The sequence below is a fragment of the Rhodopirellula sp. SH410 genome, assembly GCF_055811895.1.
The window spans coordinates 261,638-287,123 of sequence record NZ_CM147949.1; the positions used below are offsets into that span (position 1 = coordinate 261,638).

Annotated in this window: 15 protein-coding genes; 5 read left to right on the top strand and 10 right to left on the bottom strand. The window is 58.3% G+C overall.

Translation table 11 applies throughout. The features are described 5' to 3' along the window. Positions 1-115: 115 nt before the first annotated feature. Together SH410x_RS00905 and SH410x_RS00910 are read right to left on the bottom strand one after the other, a co-directional pair. Positions 116-1,249: a hypothetical protein gene (locus SH410x_RS00905; RefSeq protein WP_473673815.1), complete on the bottom strand. Its 1,134-nt coding sequence runs from the start codon at positions 1,247-1,249 to the stop codon at positions 116-118. Between the two features lie 348 nt (positions 1,250-1,597). Further along, the gene (locus SH410x_RS00910) at positions 1,598-2,833 is read right to left on the bottom strand and encodes a carboxypeptidase-like regulatory domain-containing protein (protein ID WP_473673817.1); all 1,236 of its coding nucleotides are present in this window, start codon (positions 2,831-2,833) and stop codon (positions 1,598-1,600) included. Positions 2,834-3,063: 230 nt separating this feature from the next. On the opposite strand from SH410x_RS00910, the gene SH410x_RS00915 reads away from it, so the two are divergent. Continuing rightward, positions 3,064-3,378 carry a hypothetical protein gene (locus tag SH410x_RS00915; protein WP_473673819.1) on the top strand — a complete coding sequence of 105 codons (315 nt, stop codon included), beginning with the start codon at positions 3,064-3,066 and terminating at the stop codon, positions 3,376-3,378. 91 nt (positions 3,379-3,469) lie between these two features. On the opposite strand, the gene SH410x_RS00920 is transcribed toward SH410x_RS00915, so the two are convergent. After that, entirely contained in the window at positions 3,470-6,136 is a 2,667-nt protein-coding gene (locus SH410x_RS00920) for a DNA gyrase subunit B (RefSeq protein ID WP_473673821.1), read from the bottom strand. Positions 6,137-6,413: 277 nt separating this feature from the next. Next, positions 6,414-8,261 carry a PQQ-binding-like beta-propeller repeat protein gene (locus tag SH410x_RS00925; protein ID WP_473673823.1) on the bottom strand — a complete coding sequence of 616 codons (1,848 nt, stop codon included), beginning with the start codon at positions 8,259-8,261 and terminating at the stop codon, positions 6,414-6,416. Positions 8,262-8,438: 177 nt separating this feature from the next. Here SH410x_RS00925 and SH410x_RS00930 point away from each other — a divergent pair, with 177 nt between their 5' ends. Continuing rightward, positions 8,439-9,023 (top strand): DJ-1/PfpI family protein, encoded by a 585-nt coding sequence (locus SH410x_RS00930; RefSeq protein ID WP_473673825.1) that lies wholly within the window; start codon positions 8,439-8,441, stop codon positions 9,021-9,023. 148 nt (positions 9,024-9,171) lie between these two features. Beyond that, entirely contained in the window at positions 9,172-10,728 is a 1,557-nt protein-coding gene (locus tag SH410x_RS00935) for a vWA domain-containing protein (RefSeq protein ID WP_473673827.1), read from the top strand. Between the two features lie 58 nt (positions 10,729-10,786). On the opposite strand, the gene SH410x_RS00940 is transcribed toward SH410x_RS00935, so the two are convergent. Then, positions 10,787-11,605: a sugar phosphate isomerase/epimerase family protein gene (locus SH410x_RS00940; protein WP_473673829.1), complete on the bottom strand. Its 819-nt coding sequence runs from the start codon at positions 11,603-11,605 to the stop codon at positions 10,787-10,789. Positions 11,606-11,831: 226 nt separating this feature from the next. Here SH410x_RS00940 and SH410x_RS00945 point away from each other — a divergent pair, with 226 nt between their 5' ends. Then, positions 11,832-12,746, top strand: a complete 915-nt coding sequence (locus SH410x_RS00945) for a fumarylacetoacetate hydrolase family protein (protein ID WP_473673831.1) — start codon at positions 11,832-11,834, stop codon at positions 12,744-12,746. Between the two features lie 188 nt (positions 12,747-12,934). On the opposite strand, the gene SH410x_RS00950 is transcribed toward SH410x_RS00945, so the two are convergent. After that, positions 12,935-13,942, bottom strand: coding sequence for a type I phosphomannose isomerase catalytic subunit (locus tag SH410x_RS00950; protein ID WP_473673833.1), 1,008 nt, complete (start codon positions 13,940-13,942; stop codon positions 12,935-12,937). Positions 13,943-14,482: 540 nt separating this feature from the next. Here SH410x_RS00950 and SH410x_RS00955 point away from each other — a divergent pair. Continuing rightward, positions 14,483-15,937, top strand: coding sequence for an IS701 family transposase (locus SH410x_RS00955; RefSeq protein WP_473669018.1), 1,455 nt, complete (start codon positions 14,483-14,485; stop codon positions 15,935-15,937). Between the two features lie 140 nt (positions 15,938-16,077). Here SH410x_RS00955 and SH410x_RS00960 read toward each other — a convergent pair whose 3' ends face one another. From SH410x_RS00960 to SH410x_RS00975, 4 genes are all read right to left on the bottom strand, one after another. After that, positions 16,078-17,538: a hypothetical protein gene (locus tag SH410x_RS00960; protein WP_473673834.1), complete on the bottom strand. Its 1,461-nt coding sequence runs from the start codon at positions 17,536-17,538 to the stop codon at positions 16,078-16,080. A gap of 172 nt (positions 17,539-17,710) precedes the next feature. Further along, a complete protein-coding gene (nadD, locus tag SH410x_RS00965; protein WP_473673835.1) occupies positions 17,711-18,334 on the bottom strand; it encodes a nicotinate-nucleotide adenylyltransferase in 624 nt (207 codons plus the stop codon). Next, positions 18,331-23,145 carry an outer membrane protein assembly factor BamB family protein gene (locus SH410x_RS00970; RefSeq protein ID WP_473673837.1) on the bottom strand — a complete coding sequence of 1,605 codons (4,815 nt, stop codon included), beginning with the start codon at positions 23,143-23,145 and terminating at the stop codon, positions 18,331-18,333. Before SH410x_RS00970 ends, nadD begins: the two co-directional genes overlap by 4 nt. Before the next feature lie 74 nt (positions 23,146-23,219). Next, on the bottom strand, positions 23,220-25,193 hold the full coding sequence (locus SH410x_RS00975; RefSeq protein ID WP_473673839.1) for a sulfatase family protein: 1,974 nt from the start codon (positions 25,191-25,193) through the stop codon (positions 23,220-23,222). Between the last annotated feature and the right edge of the window lie 293 nt (positions 25,194-25,486).

Consider the following 25,486-nt stretch of genomic DNA (forward strand, 5'->3'; position numbering starts at 1 on the left):
TTCAGGAGAAAGGAAGGGTGAAGAACCAAGAGTTCAGAGTTTAGAGTTCAAGGAAGAAAGCAGCTCTCCGCGAACCACTTTCCTGAACCCTGAACCCTCATTTTCTGGACCCTCTCTAATAAACTCCCACGGTCGTGGCGCCGGCGAGTTCGTGGAATGGACGGACGCCACTGACACCGTCCCAGGGGTAACTCGCGATGGGACGTTCGCGTTCACCTTCGTCGCGTTCCATGAATCCAGGCACAAAGAATTCGTCGGTGAGCGTGTAGAGTTTCACCCGTCCCGTTTCGCCGTAGCCGACGACTTGGTCGTAGTCGTCGAATGTGACCACCTCCGTGGCGGCGCGGGGTTGGGGGGCGTAGTAGGCGATTTTATAGCCGTCGTCCGCGGTAATCGGTTTGCTGCAGGCCAAGCCCATCAGCGTGTTGCCATAGGTGGGCGTCATGTAGATGCCACTCTCCTCGGGCAATCCGCCCAGCATTTCTTCGACACAGAAACGCGTCCATTGCGACGTGAACTCGGTGCCCCCTGAAAAGATCCCCGTGATCCCGACTTCCGCTAGGCTGGTGCCTTTTTCCTCGAGTGCTTCGCTCAGTGATTCGAGCAACTTTGGCGTGGCAAACATGCACTTCACATCATGCCCCGCGGTCAAGATCGTGACGGCTTGATCGACGCAGTGCTTCTTGTACTCCTCGAGATGATCCATCCATCCTTTCTTGATCAGCTTGACGACCCAGCGCGGATCGAGGTCGATACAAAAACAGATGCCGTCCCGGTATTGGGCCAGGTGCTCAACTGCAACACGGAGACGCCGCGGTCCACTCGGGCCGAGCATCAACCAGTTCGCGCCTTTCGGGAAATATTTATCCGGCAGCGTCTCGCTGAATAACTCGTAGTCCTTCCAGTGGTCCTCAATCACCATGCGGCTCTTCGGGACACCGGTGGTGCCGCCCGTCTCAAAGACGTACACGGGTTTGCCCGCGTGTCCTTTGGGAACCCAACGACGAATCGGTCCACCACGCAGCCACTCGTCCTCGAAGTGCGGGAACTTTTTCAGGTCGGCAAAAGAGCGGACGTCTTTGAGCGGATCGAAATTCAACTCGGACTTCTTTTCTAGCCAAAACGGACAGCCCGTTTCGTCACTGAAATGCCAATGGACGGTCTTGAGCGTATGCTCATTGAGGCGATCCAGAGACGCCGCAGCAGACGACTGAAGTTCAGCTTCGGAAACTTCCTCAACAGCACTCATATTTTCCTCAGGCAAAGATAGGTGTCGATCCGAAACAGGCTTGGCCCTTCCCGGATGAGTCGATCCGACTCTCAAAACAACATGCCAAGCAGGTAAGTAGCAATCGTCCGATGTGACGGAATACTTGAGCCTGCTCAACGTAACGTCGCTATTGTGAACGCCCGGCACCATTCCCACAACCACAACAAAAAACCTCGAAAGGGGACTTTCGAGGTTTTGGGATTCGGTGTTGTGTCAACGAACTCGTCAGGAACGAGCGGGAGATAAGCGGCCGAATGCTCTGTGGTCGCAATGGTCGACCGCAGAGCGTTCGACCACAACTTCAGACCGTAGTTTTCGGCTCGTTCCTTAGCGGACTGGGCTAACTGGATCTGGAGGAACGATGATGGGGTCGCCGGAACCGCCGAGCCCTGCGAGTCCCGCCAGGCCAGCCAAGCCGAGGAAACCGCCGCCCATGCCGCCACCTCCTCCGCCACCGCCACCGCCGCCGCCAGTGCTGAATCCGCCGTCACCCACGGCGCTGCCGCAGGGGTCAGCATCGCAAATCGGATTCCCGCATTCATCAACGGCTCCGCAGGTGTCGCATTCGGCAACACAATCGACGCACTCTTCGGTAAGCAGAGGTTCTTCGTAAACCTCTACTTCGCAACACTCCATTGCCTGCGGCAGGGGCGCGATCTGCATCGCGAACTCCCGGCAGCAAGACAGGCCGTTGCGTAGCGACGTCAGCGTTTGTTGCCCCTGTGCGCCGGCAGTACGGCCAGTCGCGGTGCCCGCAACTTGATTCACAATTGACTCATCGATCAGTTCAAACCCAGCCATCCCCAGACCTGCTTGGCCCAGAGCTAGGATCGAATATTCGCCGGGGGCCACGTCAGCAAAGGTGAACGTGCCGTCGTGCATCGAGACCACGCGATCCAGGACTTCGCCCTGGTGAACGAGGAAGACGTTTAGTAGCCCGGCGTCCCCGAGTGTTGTGCCGTGCGCTCCGGCGACATGCAGACGACCTTTGAGTCCACCTTCGCTCTGGCTGACGCGGAACAAGGCCGCGCCCGCTACGCGTTCGGAAATGCCCGCCAGGTCCACGTCATCGATGCTGTATGAGATTTCGTCACGGGAAGGCGGCAGGTAGCGTAGGATCGAGGTCTTAACCACCGTGTAATCAATCGCTGCGGCGGCAATCTCCGCTTGCTGAGGCAGCGTGTCGGCAGCAGCCATCTCGCCGTCAACGACATGCATTGCGCAGCACGCAAACACACCCTTGGCGCGAGCGGTCAGTGCATACACTCCTGAATCAATTCCTGCGATCACGAATTGCCCCGCCTCGTCTGTCACGCCGTGAAACTTTTCGCCATCTTGATTGGTCATGACGACGACAGCGTTCGCAATCACTTCGAAGGAGCCGTCGGCTAATGGCAAAACCACTTGACCGCCCAATTGGCCAGGCGTCGCCGGATTGACCCACTGCGGTACAGTAAGGTGACCGGTGGCAGCGAGCGTGCTCGATTGAGCCACGGCGGGAGCTGCGGACAACAGGCAGGCCGCCGATCCGCATAACGCGATCAAGGTTAAGAAACGTGTCATGGTGAGTCTCATACTGAAAAAAGTTTCAAACCTACGCGAAAGAGTCACTAACCCTCTCCGTCAACCGTCAATTCACTGGCAAAATAGGCAAGCTGTACAGCCTTATCCTAAGTCAATGAATCCCCCGTATCAACATAGTTCCCGAGAAGAATGTGGAAAAAAGCAACCCCAACCCATTTTCCGTCTCCTCGGATTCGCCTCCGCAGCGAGGGGCTTTTTCGGATCATGCGGTGCTGCTGCGTAGCAGTTTCCTGTTCCGTGTTATCGACATCGATGGGCCGTTCGTGGGGAGGCTGACCTACAGCGGTTGGCGTTTTCGCCAAATGGTCGAAATCGATGGCCGGTTGTGCTGGTTCCGTGTCAGTTGGCTGAAAATCCACTCCAAGTTCGACTTCACGCTTCCGGAATCGATCGCAATCAAGCCAGCATGGGGGGGTGGAGGTGATCGCAATATGTCCGTTGAAATCGGATTCTCTCGCGGTGTAGCCATCCGCCGCTTCCGGATCTGGTTGGCGGGCCGGATCCTGTACGACGAGATCAACTAGCAGCGAATCGTAGCGGGCGAACTCTCCGCGGTCGGAATTGCCGATTGCGGAGCGACTCGCCACAAAGCCTATCGCGATTTCACGCTCGATCTTAAACGTCCAGATTTCGGACATCGAGCGCGTGGGTTTCGATGAACTCGCGGCGTGGCTCGACCTTGTCCCCCATCAGCAAGCGGAACATTTCGTCGGCCGCACCGGCGTCGGACAGGTTCACCCGAATCAGGGTGCGGTTGGCGGGATCGAGCGTGGTTTCGCGAAGCTCTTCCGCGTTCATTTCGCCGAGTCCCTTAAACCGGGTCAGGGTCAGGCCCTTTTCACCAGCGGCCCGGATTTCGGGCAGCAGGCCCCGTAAATCTTCCAAGGGGCGCCGGATATCCTCGCCCCGAATCAATTCGAATCGCGGTGCCGTCGATCCCGTGCGGTCAGCGGGGATAAGGTCGTCGAGCCCAAACCCGATCGGCTGGAGTTCCCTCAGGCCACTGTTGATGGTGCGAACTTCATGCAACTCGGTCAGGTGGGCAACGATCCGTTCGTCCGGTTCCGTTTCGTCCACGGTGGCTGCCGCAGCAGCCTCAGGCGGCGTTTCGCTTGCATCCGCGTCAGTCGCTGCGTCGCCGTCTTCCTGAGCGTCTTCGTGGGTGTCCTCTTCGATATCGAGGCTGGCGCCTCGCTCGGTCAGGAACAGTTCGACTTCGTCGAGGGTATGGAACCAATGCTCTTCGCCCTGGAACGTAACCAGGAACGCCGGCAGTTTGCCGGCCACAGGATCCAGCCGCATGGCATGCACTCGCAGGCTGACGCCTCGACGCTCAAGGGCCAGGACAGCATCCTCCATGCTCGCCAATGCCTCGGCCAAGGCACGCATCTGCTGCGCCTCGACTCGGCGTCCATCTTCGGCTTCGAACACGGTGTCGTTGAGACCGCGATCGAGCAATTGCCCTTTCATCTCCTCTTCACTCTGCACGTAATAGCGGGATTTGCCGTGCGAAACGCGAAACAGTGGTGGCTGGGCGACATAGACGTGTCCAGCGGCGACCAATTGGTACATCTGGCGATAAAAGAAACAGAGCAGCAGCGTGCGGATGTGGCTGCCGTCGACGTCCGCGTCAGTCATGATAATGACTTTGTTGTAGCGGCGCTGTGTCAGGTCCTGATCGACACCGATTCCAGTGCCAATCGCCTGGATCATCGACTGGACTTCCTGGTTGGCGAGCACCTTGTCTTCGCGGCTCTTGTAGGCGTTGATGATTTTACCACGCAGCGGCAGAATCGCTTGGAACTCTCGCATTCGCCCGCCCTCAGCGGACCCGCCTGCCGAATCACCTTCGACCAGGTAAACTTCGCATTCTTCCATCTTTTTCGAGATGCAGTCGCGTAGTTTTCCTGGCAATCCGCCTCCGCCCAACGCATCTTTCCGCTTGCGGAGTTGGTCCTTTGCCTTGCGAGCGGCCTCACGGGCTTCGGCGGCGAGCAGTCCCTTGCGGACGATCGTCCTGGCGACTTTCGGGTTCTCTTCGAGATATTTCGAGAGTGCTTCGCCCACGCCGCTGGTGATGATCCCATCGACTTCGCCGTTACCGAGCTTCGTTTTGGTCTGCCCTTCGAACTGCGGGTGGGGCACGCGGACGCTAATCACGGCGGTCAAGCCTTCGCGGAAATCGTCACCCGTGGGCGTGATGGCCTTAAACAGGCCTTCCTTTTTGCCGTAGGTGTTGAGCGTTCGCGTCAGGGCCGAACGGTACCCCGAAACGTGCGTGCCGCCTTCGGTCGTATGAATATTGTTGACGTAGGACTGGACCGTATCGGTGAACTCCGTCGTGTACTGCATGGCGATGTCATATTCGACACCCTCACGTGCGCCGAGGACGTGGATCACATCGGCATGCAACGGGTCGCTGGCCCGGTTGAGGTGTTGGACGAACTCGACGATGCCCTCGTTGTACTGGAAGTCGCCGCCTTCGCCGTTTCGCTCGTCGAGGAACTTGATTCGCACGCCACTATTGAGAAACGCGAGTTCCTGCAATCGCTTGAGCAGCGTGTCGTAGGCGTACTTGGTCGTTGAGAAGATCTGACCGTCGGCTTTGAATGTCGTTTTCGTCCCGGTTTTCTTGGTCGCCCGGCCTTTCTTGACCGGTCCCATCGGCACGCCGCGTTCGTACTCCTGAGTCCACGTGAACCCATCTCGGCTGACTTCGACCTCCGCCCATTGGCTGAGGAAATTCACCACGGTGACCCCCACGCCGTGCAGACCGCCGGAGGTTTGGTAGGCACCTTTCTCAAACTTGCCACCAAACTTCAGCACCGTCATCACGCCCTCGAGCGTGCTGACTTCGCGATCGAGTTCTTCAGAAAGCTGTTCGTGACGAGTCACCGGGACACCTCGCCCGTCGTCTTCAACCGTCACGCTACCGTCGGTATGCACCACGACCGAAACCGTTTTAGCGAATCCAGCCATCGCTTCGTCAATCGAGTTGTCGACGACTTCATAGACCAGGTGATGCAAACCGCGGGAAAACGTGTCCCCGATGTACATACTCGGCCGCTCGCGGACGTGTTCGAGGTCCGAGAGGTGCTGCAAGTCCTTGTCGGTGTATTCGGAATTGGCAACCAACGCGACGTAGGGGTTCTCCTCGCTCGGCGCCGTAGCTACTTGATCTGTGGCTACCGGGTCCGCAGCAACTTGTTCAGTGGCAGCAATTTCCGCATCCCCATTTTGGGCATCGGACTGGGAAGGATCAGGGGCAGAGGAGTCGCTCATAAATCGGCGGCTGTGAGGCCGGAAAACACGGACGAAAGACACGTGAACATCGGGCCGGATTGTAGCAAATATCCGGCTCCAGCGTGAGGCCGCCTCAGGGAACCCACCAAGCGGGGATGCTGAGGCTGTAGCAGCTCAGACGGACGAAGCCGTCTGGCTCATTGTCGACTGACGGCTCCGCCGGTCGGGAGGAGTCCGGCGTGCAAGCACCCGTCGATCCATTTCATGGTTTGATCAGCCGGAGGGCGCCGCCAAACCGATCGTCTCCTCCGCCAGCTCAGAACGGATCGTTCCCGCCACCAAACGGATCTGCTCCACCACCACCGAATGGATCGGCTCCACCACCAAAGGGATCCGCTCCACCGCCAAACGGATCGTTGGCATCGGGAGCTTCCTTGGCGGGGGTTTTCGACTTCTTCTCTTTTTCTTGGGTGGCGTCTTCGGCAGGGATGACTTCCGTGCTGACCGTCAGCGTTGGCATCTCAGCATCGGGCCGACGCAAGCATTGGATGGAGCCATGCTTATCAAGCAGATACAGCCGATCGCTGACAATGTTCGTTGACCAGATGTGGGGTCTCATCCCAGGCAACTGATAGATGACTTTCCCATCGGCAGCATCCAAAACCTCCATCGTCCCACTGAGAGTCCGCACATAGATGCGATCTCCGATCACGCCGATGACCAGTTCCACTCCGTGCGCCAAGCTATCCCAGCAATCAGCTCCGGTGGCGGCATCGACGCACATTAAATTGCCATCAGTGGAGAGAAACAGCACCCGATCATTGAAAACAACGGGCGCCTCATGAATTGGGTCACCGGTCGGTCGGGTCCATATGACCTCTCCCGTCCGTGTGGCCCGCAAACCGTAAATTTGCCCCGAGCTGGAGCCGAAGTAGAAACGGTTGCCGGATGCCGCTGCCAATTTTCCGTTGACGACGCCGTCCGTATTCAGGCGGAAATCCATCGTGGGTTCCCCCGAGACTTCCAGCACGTAGATGAATTCCCGCGCCGTTCCCCACGCAAGTTTATCGGAGCCGATTGCGAGCGTTGGTGACGCCAGAGCGTCCCCATAAACGGTTTCGGTGAGCGGGTCACGGTGCTCGTCGGATAGCGGATAGGCCACCATCCGGTATCCCACCGATGGCACCACTGCAAAATCGCCGCAGTGCTGCGGTCCACGGGTCGGGATCAAGGTCAATTGTTGCACGTCGTAGACGCCGCCCTTGACGCTGTCGAGCTTAATCAACTCGCTGCCGTTGACGACGGTTAGGAATCGATCGTCCACCCCGAATCCGCTGTAGCCTTTATCGCGGTTTCCAACACGTTGCAACCATACGATCTCACCAGTTTCGGCGTCACGGCACTCCAGCGTGCCGTCATCGGCGAGTGTGTACATGCGAATGGTCGGCACTTCGCGGAACCGGATTTCCGCTTCGATACCGCGGCGTTTGAGCCGCCGGATGTCATTGCGTGCCCGTCGCTCGGCCTCGGTTCGATCGAGCAAGCCGCTCGAGGCAAAACTAGCCTTGCCGCTCATCGTCATGCGGGCGAGCGTCGATTGAGACGTGGTCTCGGGTTTCGTCGGCTCCGTCTCAGGTGTCTCCGGTTCCGGTTTCTCGGGGATATCAGGTATTTCGAGCAAGTATCTCGCGTAGACGGGTGGTTCTACTGAGACGCTGGCGGCCGGCGGTTGGCCCGCGGTGTCTTTCGCACCCGTGTCGCTCGGTTTCGCTGTCTTGGTTGCAGCCTGATCCGCGCCACCGGATTCTCCTGGTGCTGCGGGTTTTTTGGGGGCCCCAGCGTTTGCTGCATCGATTTTGCCAACCACCTCCACATATTGCTTGGGCGACGTTTTGTGCACATACAATTTGTGATCGATGATCGATTGGGTGCCAACGGGGACGCTGAGGTGCCGCCGCCATGCCTGGACCAATCCAATCTGATCCATTTCCGTGGGCGACATCACGTCACGCTCCACCGCGCCCACCCGCGACGACAGTGGCGTGGCGACAATTGCCAACATCCCAGCCAGCAACAGGGCGGTCGGGCGTTTGCCCGCGGCGCGAGAGGCTAGGCAGTTGCGGGCGCGGCGACCAAGCCCAGACTGGGTGAGCATGCAATGCATGGGGGTGGATCCAAGGATCAGTGGAAAAGTGTTCAAATGAATAGAGTACCGTTGAATATAGTTCATCCCTGGCGCAATCGCCAATTTTATCTGGCCTGAGATTCCCTATCGCCAATGGGATCGGGTAAGCTCAAGACATATCCTTACGTTCTCCTGACAAAAACCGATGGAATTGAGATGGCTGGTTCGGGCAAAAGAATTTTAATGCTCGTGGGCGACTTCGTCGAAGACTACGAAGCGATGGTGCCCCTGCAGATGCTATTGATGCTCGGCCACGACGTCGCCACGGTGTGCCCCGATAAAAAGGCCGGCGACAGCGTTGCGACCGCAATCCATGACTTCGAAGGGCATCAAACCTATTCGGAGAAACCGGGCCATCGGTTCGCGATCAATACAGATTTCTCAAGCCTCGACGAGAAAACGTTCGACGCGCTGATCATCCCCGGCGGCCGAGCACCGGAGTACCTGCGGCTCAACGAACGCGTGCTCGAGATCGTCCGCCACTTCGCCGATGCTGCCAAGCCGATCGCTGCGGTCTGCCACGGCCCGCAGATCTTAGTCGCCGCAGGCGTGTTGGCTGGGCGGCAATGCAGCAGCTATCCCGCCGTGGCTCCCGAAATCACCGCTGTGGGGGGCCAATATGTCACCCCCGGCAAGAACCTCGACACCGCCCACGTCGACGGCAATCTCGTCACGGCCCCCGCATGGCCCGCACACCCCGCGTGGATCCGGGCATTCCAGGAATTGCTCGAGTCCACCTGAGCCCCGAGGTTACCATGAGCGAATCGACATGACCCCGCCCGAGTCGGGCCGCTCACCCCGCCCAACCGCCACGAACTCGCCCGCCACGGAAAGACCTGCTTTCGAGCGGGGTTCTGCCGAGCGGGACGCCCCGCCGCCAGTCGGTGGCGTGCATCGATCTGGACAAATCGCCGGCCAGCGGGCGAAGATCTTGCACGAACTGGTCCGCGTTCGCCGCCAAGCCGAAGCGGCAAGGCTGGAGGCGCAGGCCTCGCGACTGGATGCCTCCGCCGAGCAGCTTGAATCGCTCCTCGAGCGTATCGACGCGGGGGAAACCTTCACTCCCGTGCAGCTTTTGGAATTTGGGTTCGATGAAACCACCGCGGCGGCTTCCGCTGAGTCCCCACTGAAAACTCCCGATATTGCACCGGAGGCCAGCGGCGCCCCATTGGGCGGGCTCGGGGGCACTGTCGGCTCGGGGCCGGACCCGGCCCCGCCCAAAATTCGCTTCGAGAGCTGGGATGCCATTCGGGAGGTTCAATCACGCGAAGGCATCAAGCGTGTCCGGCAAGATGGACCGCACGGCGGTATCAAGCCACCTCGGATGCGTTGGCGTACCGGCAGCGAGGATTCCGCCGAAGCACCGCCACCGGCGCAGGTGTCTGCACCGGCAGTCGATACACCGCCGGCAACCGAGGGCCGCGACGACCATGGCCCCCATGCCAAGCCAATCGACGATGGCTCCCACCGTCCAAACGGCCCCCTGCCCTGCCCCGCCGAGCTGGTTGAACAGGCTGGCGCGTCGGCGCCACAACGCCGCTCCACAGCCGTGATCACCAGCGCCGTTGTGCACCTCGTCCTCTTGCTGTGTCTGGCCGGTTTCACCCTGAATGCCGTGATGCCCAAGGATCAAATCGCGCTCGCCGCATCGGCAAGCGAGCCCACCGAGGAAACGATTCAAACTCTCGAAATCGAAGCTGCCCAGCCCGAATCCATGACATCGGAGGCGACACCTGAGGAGTCGGTTGTCGAGCTCGACCCACTCGGTGAGATGAGAATCGTCGAGGTCAGTGCGGACTCCCTCGGTTCCCTGTCGACTCCCTCACCCGCGATGCAATCGTTCGTCTCAAACGCTGCCGCTTCCTCAGCGGCGATGCAGGCACGACCAAGTGACACTGCCAGCAAGATGCAGTTTTGTGGCGTTGAGGGCGGTGGCAATCATTTCGTCTATCTCGTCGACAGCTCAGGCAGCATGGGGGATGCCTTCATCTCGGCCCGCCGGGCGCTGTTGGAGTCCATCGATATGCTCCAGCCCGAGCAGCGGTTCTACGTGATCTTCTTTGACGCCGATTGCGACTACATGCGGATCACACGCGCCGACCAAAATGAATCACGCAGTGTTCCAGCGACGGCAGTCAATAAACAACGCCTCAAGAGCTGGGCCATGCGGGTTGAGATGGATCGTGGCAAGGCACCGTACGAACCGCTTGAGTACGCGCTGCAAAAACTCAAGCCGGACGTTATTTTCCTGCTCTCCGATGGTGAGTTCCCACAGCGCATCGAAGACTTGCTCCAAGAGGAAAACAAAGTCACGAATCTATTCGGTGAAACCAAGCCGATCAGCATCATTCATACGATCAGCTACCACAGTCGGGAGGGAGAGAGTCGCATGCGGCGGATTGCGGAAAGCAATTTTGGCCAATACCGTCACGTCCCCAAACCGTAGGGCCGACGGTGCTGCACTTGCATGCCGAATGCAGGCAAGGCGGCGATCACTACGCTGCTCAGTGCACTTTCGATTGCGTCAACTGATCGAGGTAGTGCCGTGTGTGTTCGAGCACAATCTCATACTCGAGCGGTTCGACATCTTCGCCAATCACCTCGGCTTCGATTGGTCCTTCGTAGCCCTGGTCCAAAAGCGTGTGGACGATCGACTCGATCGGTACGCAGCCATCACCCAACAGGCAGCGGTTCATCTCGCCCAGTGGACTGTGTCGGCCATCTCCGAGTTGTAGCAATTGCACATGCGGACACACGTGTGGCAACCACCTCAGTACTTCGTCGTCCATGCCGACGTGGTACGTATCCAACACGATACCGAGATTGGGGCTGCCGACCATGTCGATGATCTGCAGCGTGGATTCGAGATCGTTCACGAACGACCATTCGTGACCACATCCCGGATGAAACGGTTCGAGCGCGATCTGCACTCCGAACTCTTCCGCAACGATCGATATCTTCGCTAGCGCTTCGCACAGCGTTCGCCTCGCATGGCGGCGAATATGATTATTGCGGCCGCCCGCTAACACGATCAACGTATCGGCGCGTAGATTCGCTGCGTCCGTCACCGCCGACATCGCGTCACGAACCGCGTCGTTGAAACCACGTCCATCGCTGCCGGTAAACCCACCCGCCCAACTCAGCGACGTCGCCGATAAGTTCAAGTCAGCGAGCAACTCCACACAGCGATCGATGCCAAAGTCGTCCACTTTGGGACGGAACAAGCCTATGCCACCGAACCCGTGGTCGGCGTATGCCTGGGCATCTGTCTCGAGATCCCACCGAAATGTCGATAACTGATTGACCGCGAGGGTGTTCATCATCAAGTCGGATCACGCGAAAAGAGCAAGTCAAACGGACGCTGTCAAAGTACCCATCCCACGCAGGTTGGGTCGACCGCGACTGCACGGTATGATGGTTGGCAGTATGCCGAGATCGTGTCGCTGTGTAAAGATTTGTTTCGAAAGTTATTCAGCATCCGACGCCCACGCACGATTCAAATCACGATTCGCTTTCACTCATCGCCGCACTCACCTCACGGTTTCTATCATGGCCGCATTCTGTCGTTACTTGGAACCTTCGGGTCAAGTTCGTTTCGCACTCTACCGCGCCGGTGCCACCGATTCATCGCAATCCCCGCAGGTTTGTCCACTTGCCGACCTCACGGATGAATCGACGGAAGCATTGCTAGCAAACAGCAAGAATATTTTTGACTGGACCGCAGAGCAGATTGAGAGCATACCACAGCCGACAGCGGGCCAGTGGCAACCCGCTCCTGAAAAATTTTTACCGCCCGTCGATGCGCCGGAAAAAGTTATCTGCATTGGCCTGAACTATCTCGACCATGCGATCGAAACGGGGGCTGAACCACCCACCGAACCGGTTGTCTTTAGTAAATTCAACAGCAGCCTGATCGGCTGCGGCGAAGACATCGTGTTGCCCAAACTGAGCACGAAGGTTGATTATGAAGCCGAACTTGTCGTCGTGATCGGCAGGACAGCACGTCACGTTAGCGAAGCAGACGCATTGCAGTTTGTATTTGGATACACGGCCGGCCACGACGTCTCGGCGCGTGATTGGCAGAAAGGTCGCCCCGGCGGTCAGTGGCTGCTCGGGAAAACCTTCGATACGTTTGCCCCCGTCGGCCCCGCCATCGTCACCGCAGCCCAGTTCGGTAACGCCGATGACGTGCGTGTTGAAATGGTGCTTGGCAACGGAGCCGGAGCCGAAGTGGTGCAGTCGAGCACGACGGCCCAATTGATCTTCGGTATCCCCACGCTGGTCTCGCATCTGAGCAAATTCATCACGCTTCGCCCTGGTGATCTGATCTTCACAGGCACACCACCCGGTGTGGGCGATGCACGCGTCCCACCGCGATACTTGAAAGACGGCGATCGATGCAGCGTCGAAATCGCGGGCCTCGGCCCGCTGGCGAACACGTGCCGCGACGAAGTGCTGAGCTAAACGCAAGCAAAGACCGGCAAGCCTCGGGGCAACATGACGCCAGACGCGTCAGCGACCGCGTGCCCATCGGGCCGCGTTTCGCAAGCCTCGCGTGGGCGTGCCCAGGCGGTTCACGTGGGCGTGCCCAGGCGGTTCACGTGGGCGTGCCCAGGCGGTTCAACAGAAGGACTTGATCGGACGTGCTTCGCTCACGCCGAGGCAAGCATCAAATCCGCCGCTTCGACCAAATCAATATCAATGCTCTCGACACACGCGGGCACCAACATCGTATCGCCTTTGCGCAGCACGTCGCCCGACGGATCGGAAGCAACCCGAATCGCTCCTGATAAAACGGCGATGACCTGAAAGGTGCCCTTCGTGGCAAGGCTTTGCGACTCGCTGAGCGAGTATCGCCGCAGCGTGAATTTGTCGCAGTCCACCAGCGTGACCGCCGCAGGTTCACCTGGCACCGGCACCGGTGTCACGGGTCGGACCGGCCCGGCCTCGAAATCGATCACCTCCAGAGACTGCTGGATGTGTAGCGTCCGCGGTTGTCCACTCGCTTCGACGCGTCCCCAATCATAGATCCGAAACGTCGTGTCGCTGGCTTGTTGAATTTCCGCCACCAGCAATCCCGCTCCAATAGCGTGCACGGTGCCCGCGGGAATGAAGATGCAGTCACCGACGCTCGGTTCGAATGAGTGGAGTGTCTCTTCCGTGCGCCCCGCTGCCACGGCCGCCGCGAACGCTTCGCGGTCAACCCCCGCCTTCAGCCCCGCATAGATTTTGCTACCAGGAACGGCATCCATCACCATCCATGCTTCCGTTTTCCCCAGGTCTGGCGGCACCAACCGACTGCCTTGTGCGTCGTTCGGGTGGACCTGTACCGATAGATCGCGATTGGCGTCGAGTATCTTCAACAGCAGCGGAAAACGATTTCGCAAATTGCTGGGCAGTGACTCACTGCGGATCGACGACGCCACGCGATCGCCGAGTATCGCTGTCGCATCCTGCTCGATCAATTCGTGCAGGCCCGCCCCCGCCCGCGATCCATTCGCGACGATACTTTGATCATCACCATGATCGACAATTTCCCAGCTCTCGGCGAACACACCATTCTCACCAATCGGCTTATTCAGCTCCGTCCCGAGCCGCCGCCCGCCCCACAAATACTGCCGAAACAGCGGCTTAAACCGCAGTGGATAAAGTTTGGTCATGTCATGCACCAAGTAGCAGGCCAATCGAGCGAGAAGAGCCCATGACTATGGCCCATTGCCAAGTCATATTCAAGGACGAGCGTCGACGATTGGCTCACCGTCACGACAGCGCGGGTTTCCACTCACAGGCATACGGGGGCGGCAACACCCATCAGCACCGGCACAATCAGGCCGGAGGGCGAAGCGGCATTCACGGCGCGTTCGCTAGCGGCGCGTTGATTTTTTGAGCCGAGCCCGCGTGCGCGACCGGATGGCATCGGGCTACCCGATGCCCAAACTCATTCGGCTCACTATCGCCGGTCGAACTTCGGCTAAGGACACCAGGAACAATAAGTGACGCGTTTACCGTAGTGGATCTTGTTAAAGATCCTGGTCTGGATGGATCTTTAACAAGATCCACTACGCCAGTTATTGATCCCGCGTTGCTAAGTTCCAGTTTTGCACTTTTTGCTAACTGATATTGGCACGAAAAAGGCGGCCCGTTCCAATGAGATTTGAACCTTCAAACTTTCAAATCCTTTGGCACGGAAGCCGCCCACCATGGAACTTACCAGTTCGTTCGAGACTCTGCTACGCACGTTCTCCCCAGCTTTCACCGCTCCCAGCTTCCAAACGTTTCGCCTGTTGATGACCGGCTGGATTCTGTCAGCCCGACATCGCTATGTCACCGATCTGATTATTTCCAGCGACTCCGTTGGCAACGGGCATTTCTCTGATTACCACCGCTTCTTCTCGCAAGCGGCTTGGGACATCGATCATCTCTGGAAACTGTTGGCCCAGTTGATCCTGAACAACTTGATCGGTGCCGATGCCACGATCGTGCTTTCGGGGGATGACACCCTCTGTCGTAAACGCGGCCTGGGGATCTTTGGTGCTGGAATGCACCACGATGCGTTGAGTTCGTCGAAGTCCAAGAAAATTTGTCACTGGGGGCACGATTGGGTGGACCTGTGCATCGTGATTGCTCATCCATGGTGGGCACCGACGAAAGTCTTTTCTCTGCCGATTTGCATGAGGCTCTATCGCAATCGCCAGGGGCTCGCCAAAGGGAAAGGCAAACGCAAGAAGAATCCCACCGCCGCGCAGGTGCGTGCCGCATCCAAGCAGGCCAAGCAAGCCGCAGCAGCTAAGAAGAAGGCAGCTGAGAACGCCAAGAAGAAAAACAAACCCGATCCAAAAGCCCATAAAACACGGCCTGAACTGATGGCTGAGATGGTGGCCATGGTTGCTGCATGGTTCCCAGATCGCCAGTTCATTCTCGTCGTCGACAGTCTTTACAGCGGCAAGAGCGTGCTGTCGAAGTTGCCTGAGAACTTTGAGTTGATTGGCCCAGTTCATGCCAAGGCGGCGCTCTACTCACCGGCCCCTCAAGAAACAACCGTCCGTCGTGGGCCTCGCCGTAAGAAAGGTGAGCGGTTGAAAGATGCCGCTGCTTGGGAGCAGGACAGTTCACGTTGGCAAACGCTCCACTACGATCAATACGGGCTGCACGGATCGCTGCGGGTGAAAACTCGCACGGGACTGTACTACAAAGCCGGCAACGACCGACTGCTTCGCCTGGTGCTCTCGCAAGACACCGTGGGTCAGCGGCCGACACGAATCTTTTACTGCACCGACGTGTCGATGAAGCCCCAGGAAATTCTTTCGATCTTCTCGCAACGTTGGTCGATTGAAGTGACGCACTTCGATTGCAAGCAACATCTCGGACTAGAAGATCCGGCGAACCGCACTCCCAAAGCGGTCGAACGAACCGCTCCGATGGCGATGTTCCTGTACAGCCTGTCGATCCTGTGGTTCGCGACCGAAGGCCACGAGGAACTCCAGTTTCCGAATCGACCTTGGTACCACTGGAAGTCTGAACCGAGCTTCGCGGACATGCTCACGACGCTACGCCGCAAATCCTGGGAAGAGAAATTATCGGGGGTGTCGCTCGCTGCGACACCCGACGATAATTCCAGACGTCTGCTCACGTTCCTGGCGACGCTCGCCGGATAGCATGCGGAAAGTGCAAAACTGGAACTAAGCCAACAGCCTGTTAGGATACCAGGAACAATAAGCGACGGGTTTACCGTAGTGGATCTTGTTAAAGATCCTGTTGGGTGCGATCTGGGTGCTGCGCTCATCGAGTCGGTAATTCACAGGGTTCCCGAATTCATAAGTTCGCTGACGGTTGGTTTTGAGTTGAGCCAAGCCCTATAGACAGTATCCCAAATTCCGCTCAGTAGCAGACAGCGTAAGCTCATGGTTCTTTGGCCGCCGGTTTTGTGCCAACGCATGCCGGACAACTTCATCCGTTCGCTGACCACTTGCTTGCAAGCCGATTCCACGACGCCGCTACCGATTGGGTAGCCTCGTGATTTCATCTCAGCATAATTCATAAAACGACTGTAGCGACGAAGGTATCGTTCCGCTTTGACGGCTTCTTCTTTCTCTGACGCCTTGTACTTATGTAGCTCTCGCATTTTCGCGATACTGCGAAGCATCCTTCCGTGTCCGCCGGGCTGCAGCAGCAACCAGCGAGCATGTTCAAGCCACTCCTGCCGCTTGCCTTTGTTCTTGCCAAACTTGAGCGCTTTGGCAATCGTCGTCAGACGCTCCGCCGCATGGTAGTAATCCACGACGCGAGTGATCTTGATCCGCACGCCATCGACGAAGAACTTCCGCAACGTGTTCTTCCAATATGCCGTCTCGACCTTGCCGGCATCGCTGACGTACACGATCTCCGGCACGCAGTCACCGCAGCGACGGATCGTCGATTGAAGCAGGCTGGTCAATTGCGTCGAGAGCGTGACTTGATTGCTTTCGGGAGTGCAGCCCAGGTAGACTGTACCGAGCTTCTTGCCGTCAGCCAACACGCTCACGCAGGCCACGCTCGCCATCTCGAAGAAGCTCCATGGTGCCAAGCCCAAGGCCACACCATCGCGACTAACCGACAGCACCGGCTTCAGTTTCCGCTGCCGGGCTTGCTCGACCAGTTTCATCAACTTGTCCACCTGAGCCTGCTCACGAAAGGGTTCCATGCCACCAGCGAGTGTGCCGACGAGTTTGCGAAGCTTCTCGGTGCCGATTTTCGTACCCATTTGATCCTCGACCAACTCCAGCGTTCGGCCTTGAGAACTTCCTGCGGCAGCAAATTGTTTGCCGACGCGGGTCGCCGCTGCGGGCGTGAATCCGTTCTCCACGCCAAGCAACATTTCGAGCGGAAAAATCGTTCGACCGGATCGACCGCGTCGATAGCGGGCGCGAACAATTGTGACTTTCCCGAACCGCGTGACAACGTCGGTCCGTGGCGTTTTTTCGGCCAAGCGACGATAAGATTTACGTTGGTGCTTGATCGTTCCGGGCATCTGCGAGAGTTCCGGTTCAAGTCGAGAAACGAGCCACTGTATCAACTTGCGTCCGAATTCCCGAAGATGGTCTTGAAGAGCATTTTCCAGGTCAAGCGTTCGCGAAGGTGTCGGGTCGTTCCCGGCGAACAACTCCAGCAGCATGGTGACTTGTTGCCGCAAATCGTCGGCAATTTGGCCAGTGAACTGCGCAATCTCATCAGTTGCGATTGCGTGAATAAGGCTTCCGACGTTAGCTTTGACATCCATGAGGCTTCCTTTCCTGCGGTGTTAGTGTGAGAACCAACATTTTGCAGGAGGAAGCCTCTTTTCATGAATACCAATCCCAGCAAATCAAGGGCGCATTACGTGGATCGCACCCATCCTGTTCTGGATGGATCTTTAACAAGATCCGCTACGCCAGTTATTGATCCCGCGTTGCTTAGTGTTCGTGATAGAGGTTTTCGTTGTCAATGAATGCGGCGACCGCATGGGGGACGCGGAAGCGGATCGATCTCGCATCATGCACTCGCTGGCGCAAGCCACTGCTGCTGATTTCGATTTGTGGCATGGTGATTTCCGCGTGGCGACATTCATCGACCTTCTCCAAGGAGGCGAATTCATTGAGGATGTCGTAGTTGGGCGGGAGCATGCCACCGCGTCGGACAACCGCCAGGGTGCATTGCTGCAGCAGTCGTTGCGGTTCCTTCCACTGTGCAAAACTCGCCAAAGAATCAGCGCCAACGATCAAAAACAGACGCCGATCAGGAAACGCTTGCCGCAGGTACTCCAGAGTGTCGACGGTGTAGCTGACGCCGTCACGATCGAGCTCGTGAGTGTCGATGAGGTGTCCGGACTGGCCGGACAAGGCGAGACGCAGCATCGTCAGACGTTGCGAATCACCGGCCACCGGGCCGGACTGTTTCAACGGACTCGTCGCAGCGGGGATCCACCGAACGTGATCGACAGGCAACTGTTCGAGCGCCGCTTCTGCGATCCACAAATGCCCGAGGTGCACCGGATCAAAGGAACCACCGAAGATCCCCAACGCCGATGGAGGTGTCATGGCGTTTCGCTTGCCTCGGCTTCGTTCGCTTCCGCTTCGTTCGCTTCCGCCTCATCGGGCTTCTGAGCTGAGAACGTGTAGGTCAGCAGTTGACTTTGAATCGTGGCGAAAATTTGGTTGCGTTGTGGTAACAAACGCACTTGCGTTTCGATGCGCACGTTGCGGCTGCCAATGTTTTTGCCCAGCAACTCATTGAGTGTCTTTCCACTTTCGATATCAAGTGCCCAGATATCGAGTTCGTGTCGTCTCGTCGCGGCGTTATCGACGTACGTTTGACGCCGGGCAAGCATCAGCATCGGCGTCAACCAAGGCTGGTAGGTCGTCACGCCTCGGGACTGGTCAAAGGTTTCCGACCAGGCCAGCTGGGCCTCCGATTCGGCTTCGTCGTCGGGTGCTTCGTCAGGCACATTGATGCAGTGCACGCTCGTCACGTCTTGGACGGACATGCCGCTGGGGATGGTGATGATGTTGCCTTCGACGTCTGGGGGCGGGGGCAGTTCGCAGCGGGGCATCAACAGGAATCGTTGGTCGACCTGCACGACAGATAGGCCTGACAATCGCGGCCGCACGGGAATCGTCAGATCGGCGAGAGACGCGCCCGACAGAACGTCCCAAATGGTCGCGTGCCCTTCGTCGTCGAGCAGTGTCATGTAACGCCCGTTGACCAACTCGCCGTAAGCGGCCGATCGAATGTCGTCCGTCAAATTAACAGGCGAGGCGACGCGGCTTCGCACACGTTCGCGTGAGACGCCGTCAACGATTTCGAGCAGATAGGGATCATGAAGATCGCGATCGCCCTCCTGCTCTTCGTCGTGTTTTTTTAACATCAATACGTGTCGTCCGGCCGTGGCGATCACGGAATCGACCTCGAGCGGTTGGGTTTCTATTTCTCGACCGTCATACCAATCAAAGTAGGCGACTTCGTCAGCTCGCTCACTTAGCACGGCGACACGGCCGCCGCCGGCCACTACCCCGCTGCCAGAGATACCGGTTTGGGTGCGCCAGATCTGTTTGCCGGTGACGGCGTGGTAGCAAATCAATTCACGCCCTTGCAGCAGAAACAATCGATCGCCGAGTACGGGGCCAAGACGCAGCTGCGCATCGTCCGCGTTGGCAGTAGGCGAATTGGAAACGTAGCGGTAGATCTGATCACCAAACTTAGACGTTTCGCTACGCCGTTTGGCAACGGATTGGCCATCCGGACGCAGGCTTTGCCGCCAACGCACCGGATCATCGGCTCCCGGCGAGAGCAGTCGAAACAGATCGATGGCGATTAATTCCGAAGGTGTCAACACGAGCATCAAGCCACCGCTCAAGGTGACCTCTTTATCACTCGAATTGCGGTTGGTCAGCCCTTCCACGGTGATCGGACGAGTGATCCCATCCTGGTCCAACAGGGACAAAGGATTATTGTCACTGATCGCTTGCCAGCCCAATGTTTGTCGGCCCATTAAGCGTGTCGTTCTGGCGTATCGTCGGTCCGAGATCAGTGCCTGCGTCTGCGGTAATCGTGTGGATTCCCACTGCAATTCAACGTGCCCGCGAGGCCAGGACGCAGGGCCAGATCGGACCGCACCGCGAACTTGAAATTCATCCAGGACACTGGCGATCTGCTTGATCTCCTCCGGTGCGGCGTTTGGTTCCTGGATTCGTTGCTGCAGGATTTGACCGACGTAGCGACGGTCTTCGCCCCAAGCGGTCGTGCTGTACATCTGTGCCAGCGTTAGCAAACTCGATGTTTCAAGGTCCGCCAGGGCGGCGTCTGTCGCGAGTCGCGTGCCCCAGACCATGCGCTCGGTTTCCAGGGAATCACCCTGCTGCTGAGACTGCTCGACCACACTGAACTGGAAATCGTCCACGGCGCGCCCGAGCGGAGCAAAGTGTTCGACAATCCGGCTCATAGTCATGTGGTTGGGATGGATGCGAGTTTGCACCTGTTGTCGCAGTCGCTCGTCGAACTGAGCCAATGTGTCGTCCTCCGCAGCGATTGCCACCTCAGCAACCCGTGCGGTCAGCCAAGCATCCAGGGTGAATTGGCGCGTTGGATTCGAAAACAGGGCTGCGTCCTGGCTGACCAAACTCGGTCGCTCGGTCGTCAGCATCGATAGCTCGAGCAGCAGATCAAGGGCTTCACTGAAGTCCGACTGAGAAACTTTGCTGGGCGGCGGTTCCGAATTGAGCGGCTTGAGAAGACGCTCGATCTGTAGCACGAGCAGTTCAGCGTGTTCCTCGGGCCGATCGATTAACTGTTGCAATATCTCCAGATCTGCGGCGGAGATGTCCTGTTGCTCACGTAGGCTGCCGAGCATCGCTTCGACCGACAGCGCGATGGCATCGATGTTTTCGGGGTCAATCGAGCGTGCTTTGGCGAGAAGTTCGAGGGCGGCGTCACGCTGATTGTCTTCCAATAACAATTCAGCTTTGCGAATGGTCGCGAAAAAGTCATCCGGATCGGCAGCCAAGAGACGGTCGATGTTGGGCCGTAGGGAATCTTCTCCATAGGCGACCGCGAGTGTCGAGGTCCCTTGCGAAATCACTTCGCCATCGATCGCAACCAGGTTGCCTAGCGGGAATCGCGTTTGACGGCGTGAGAGAACTCGGCCTGACTCCAGGCCGATTTCAATCAACTCGTCGTTGGTGGTGGGCAGGAAGTAGCTCGCGGGGCCGAACACGCCGCGACCGGACACACGTTGGCCAGGACTCATCAGGTCAACCGCAGTCCCCCAGATTTCGTTGCCGGACTCTAAGTCGAACGCCATCACGCGATCGGCACGAACGATCAGGTATTGATTGTTCCGAATTCCGGCCAAATACAAATTCTTACCCCGTGGTTGGGGACGGAAACGATCGATCCCCGTGACGGCATCGGCCACGATCATGCGATCAGACTCCACCGGCGTTAACGCGATGCTCGTGCCGTGACCGATCGCGATCGACGTCATCCAGCGTTGACTCAGTTGGCTCATCGGCAGGTCGACGGGTTGGCGAAACGCATTTTGGGTGAACTCGCGGTTGCGAGCATGTTCGTTGGCCCAACGCAGCGTCCGATCAACAAGATCGACAGCCACGGTAATGCCCGCGCCGGTAGGGCAGATCAACAATCCTTCGTGATAGGTGGGCGTCGCGCCAGCGACGCGTCGGACGGGATCGGTCGTGATCCCACTCGCTTCGACGGACACGAGCACCTGCCGCCACACTTCGCTACCGTCGCGTGGCTCCAAGCAGACCAGGACAATCTCACCGGCCATTTCGGCCATGACGTAGAGGAGCCCACGAACGGGCAGCGGCGGTCCGAGGAAGAAGGCTTCGGAGAACGGGGAAGGCGTGGTTTCGGAGGAGCCGAGTCGCCATAGCAACTTGCCTTCGGTGGCTAAATCCAATGCCACGAGGGTGTTCTTGCTGGCTTCGACGGCTCTCGTCGCACGCATCCCAAAAGGATTGAAGCGTTCGGTCTCAATGGGGCCGAGGTCGTTGATCATGAACGCACGCTGGCCGTCACTGGCTACTTGGCCATAAGGAACATCGTTCCAAACCCGCTGCATCAAAATGTCTTTGGGATCTTCTTCCTCACGCAAGTCGCTGTCGCCTTCATTGTCCGACGCGGCAAGGTCTTCCGGAGGGTCGAACCAGGGGTACTGCCAGACCCGTTTGCCCGTGCGGTAGTCAGCACCAATGAGCCGCTGCGTCGTCCGCATGAGTAATTGGTCACCGACGCGGAGCGGCATCCACGATGGCGGTGGCAATTGACCGCTCGACTTCAGCCGCGCCGTCTCTGCCTCGATCATGCGTTCCTGGCGTGGGCTGCCCGACGTTTCGAGCATCCAGCGCGGATTGCTCAGCGGCATCTCACCCTCTGAAAATCCACTGCGGTTGGGACGTCCACCTAAATAGGGATAGTTTTCCGCAGGCGGATCAATCGTGAACGCCATGTCAGAGTACCGCGCACGAACAGCGGATTCCCATTCCGCGGTCACCGCGGCGGCAGCCTGCGGATCGTCGGTCTCCGTGGCGACAAAATCGGCGGGGAGTTCAATGGGGCGTTGCAGCGGCCGGCCCGCCAACAGACAGGCACCCGCGTGCATCCATATCATCTCGTCACCGAGCTGCTCGATCGCTCGGGGCAGAGACACCACATCATCGAGCAAGAGGGAGACGGCGAGCGGGTTACCGAGCAGCCACTCTCGCGTGGCCAATAAAGAGGTGGCCTGGTAGCCCGCCGCGGTATGAAAAAACTCTCGCCGTACCTGTTCCACCCGATTCCAGTCACGCGTGGGCTGTGCCTCGCTGAGAATTTTGGCCGCTAACGGCCCATAGCGAAGTTCGTAGACTTCCATCGCAGGTTTGGGCAATCGCCCAATCATTTCACGCACCAACCGCAAGACCGAGATCGCACCGCCATCATCGTCGACCTCGTCTTCATCCTTGCCCTCGTCGGTGAGGTCGTCGTCGGTTCGACGGGAACCGGGCTCGCGACCCGCGTCCCGTGACGAGAGATTGAGGAAATAATCCTGGGCGGTCTCGGGTAAGGTATCCTTGGCCAGACGTCGCGATAGGTCGCCCAATCGCACCACCGCGTCACCGTATCGCTCTTGCTCGAGAGCCTCTTTGGCCTCACGAATTTGTTGTTGGACACTCCGCGGCGGTGGCAAAAACTCGGCCACACCCGACACGGGAGCGGAACTGAACAATCCCTGGCCGGGGCAGGCAGAGGGCATGATCGCAAGCCCGATCATCAGCAACGCCATGACAGCAGACATCTGCAGGGTGCCATGACGGAACGGCTTCGCAGTCAATTTCACAAAACGTCTCATAGCTATGTCGGGGAACAAAGAGAATCGAAGCACATCCTATCAAAAAGGACGCTGCCATCGGAGGAGCCGAGATTTCACTGCGTCGACGTCTCGGCGGGCTTGGTCTCGTTGAAATAACGCAATCGTCTGGCCGTTTCACCCTTGGGGCTAACGCGAAAGGGGAACTCGAAGACGTCGGGGTCGATGGGGAAGTCGCCCCGCCCGTCGGCGTGAATGAAGGCTGCAATATTGAGAATCTGCAAGACCTCGGCTTCGCTACGGCTGCGTTTGATGCAGCGGGCGAGAAGGTCTCGTGGATCGGTGGCTCCGATGACGGCAAGGAATTCAGCGGCCCGCGCCGCGACCAGCGGTTGTGGATCGAGCGTGGCCCGCTCAGCGAGTTGCACCAAGGTCGCGTCGTTCGCCGCGGCCGTCCGTGCGGCGGCATCGGATGCCGCCATCGAACTGGCGGCGTCAAAGGCCCAATACCGAATCCAGGGGTCGCCTGAGTTCATGCTGGTGATTAACTGTGTCGTGGCACGGTTCCAAGGCTGCAGCGCGATGTTAACGGTGTCAATGTACAGGGTGATCGCGGCGGCCTGCTCATCGCCATATTTGACCGGGTTGCGTGAGCCGTCGCGAAGAAACACCGATTCAGGAATGAAGCTGAGGTCATGGGTGTCTTTGAGATGTTCACTCAGCAGACGCCGCATCTGAGTCAGCTTTCCCCCGTGAGCCTCAACGGTCGCCAGATTGTTGATTTCGTCTGGATCGTCGGACAAGTCAAAGAGGGCTTCGACGGGGCGTGACTGAAAGAAGGCTAATTGTTCCGGTGGTGTCGAGGGGGTCTGCGAACGATCTCGCCACTGTTGATAGGCGAGCATGTTGTAGCGGTATTCGTTGTTGAGCGAATTGGGATACTGAGCTTCGAAGTAGCGGATGTACTTCCAATCGCCCACTCGAACCGCCCGCACGAGATCATACTTTTCGTCCATGCGATCAGCATTGCTAAACGTGGTGTCGCGTGCGTCGACTTCAGCAGCCGACACATCACTGCCGAGAAACGCTTCGCCATCGAGTCCCCCGGGGATGTCGACACCGGCGAGGCTCAGTACGGTCGGGGCAAAGTCGATAAACGATACGAACCCGCGCGTGCGTGAGCCGAGATCGCGATCGATCCGGTCTTGATATTTTTCGGGAACACGCACAACGAGCGGTACGTGCAGGCCGGATTCAAACACGTATCCCTTGGATCGCGGCAACACGCCCCCGTGATCGCCAAAGTAAAACACGAACGTGTTCTCGAGTTGCCCCGCCGCTTTCAGGTCGGCGAGCGTCTTGCCAACCATTTCGTCGATCTTGCTGATCCGGTCGCGGTAGTAAGCAGCGGTGAAGCGAGTCAATTTGGTATCGGGAAGATAGGGCGGCACATGCACCTCGTCTTGCGAGAACTCGGTGGGCGTATCCATCGCCTGGCGATCAAAGTGCAGGCTGCTTTCATGCGACTGCGTATGCGTCTGGACATGGAAAAACGGCGTCTCAGGATCGGGCCGGTTTTGCCACGAGGCTTTTTTGCTCGATGCGTCCCAAGGCTGTTCGTTGGGCAGCACGTTGTAATCGGTTTTGCTGTTGTTGGTCGTGTAGTAGCCGGCCTCACGCAGGTAAACGGGGAACATCTCCATCTCCGGCGGCAGCGACACACGCTGGATCGCGCGGTGATACTGGCCGCCGATGCGAGGGGCGTAGCACCCCATGATCAACGTCGTCCGGGCGACCGAGCATACCGGTGCGTTGGAGAAGGCGCGATCGAATGTGACGCCATGCGCCGCCATGGACTCGATCGCCGGCGTGGCGACTCCGGATTCATCGAAATGTTTCAGGTAGTGTTTGGAATTGTCCTCGGACATGATCCACAGGATGTTCGGCCGTGGGGCGTGGACCTCGGTTTCGCCGTCCGCTTGCGTTTCCGCTTGCGTTTCCGCTTGCGCAGTCATGGTCGCGAGCAACAGGACCGTCGCGAAAACTCCCGCGACGAGTAACCGCGACGGGCAATGGCGGTTTGCCTGCATGAAAGAGAATGAGGATTGTAGGTCGCGGGAGGAAAACCGCCTGAACTGGCTCATAGAAATCACAAAACTCAAGAAATGGAAATAGTGGCGTGCCGGCTAACGCTGTCGATGCAATCAATTTAGCGTCGCAATCGTGAGCCGAATGCCGCCAGACGATCGGGGATCGCACGGCAACTGGTCGCTTGCTCGTCTCGGCTCACCCCATGGACTTAGCATCGCGTGAAGACAAACTGATGTCGCTACGCTCCCCAGAGCGTGGGGCCCACCGTCTGGCGACGGTGGATACGGGAGAA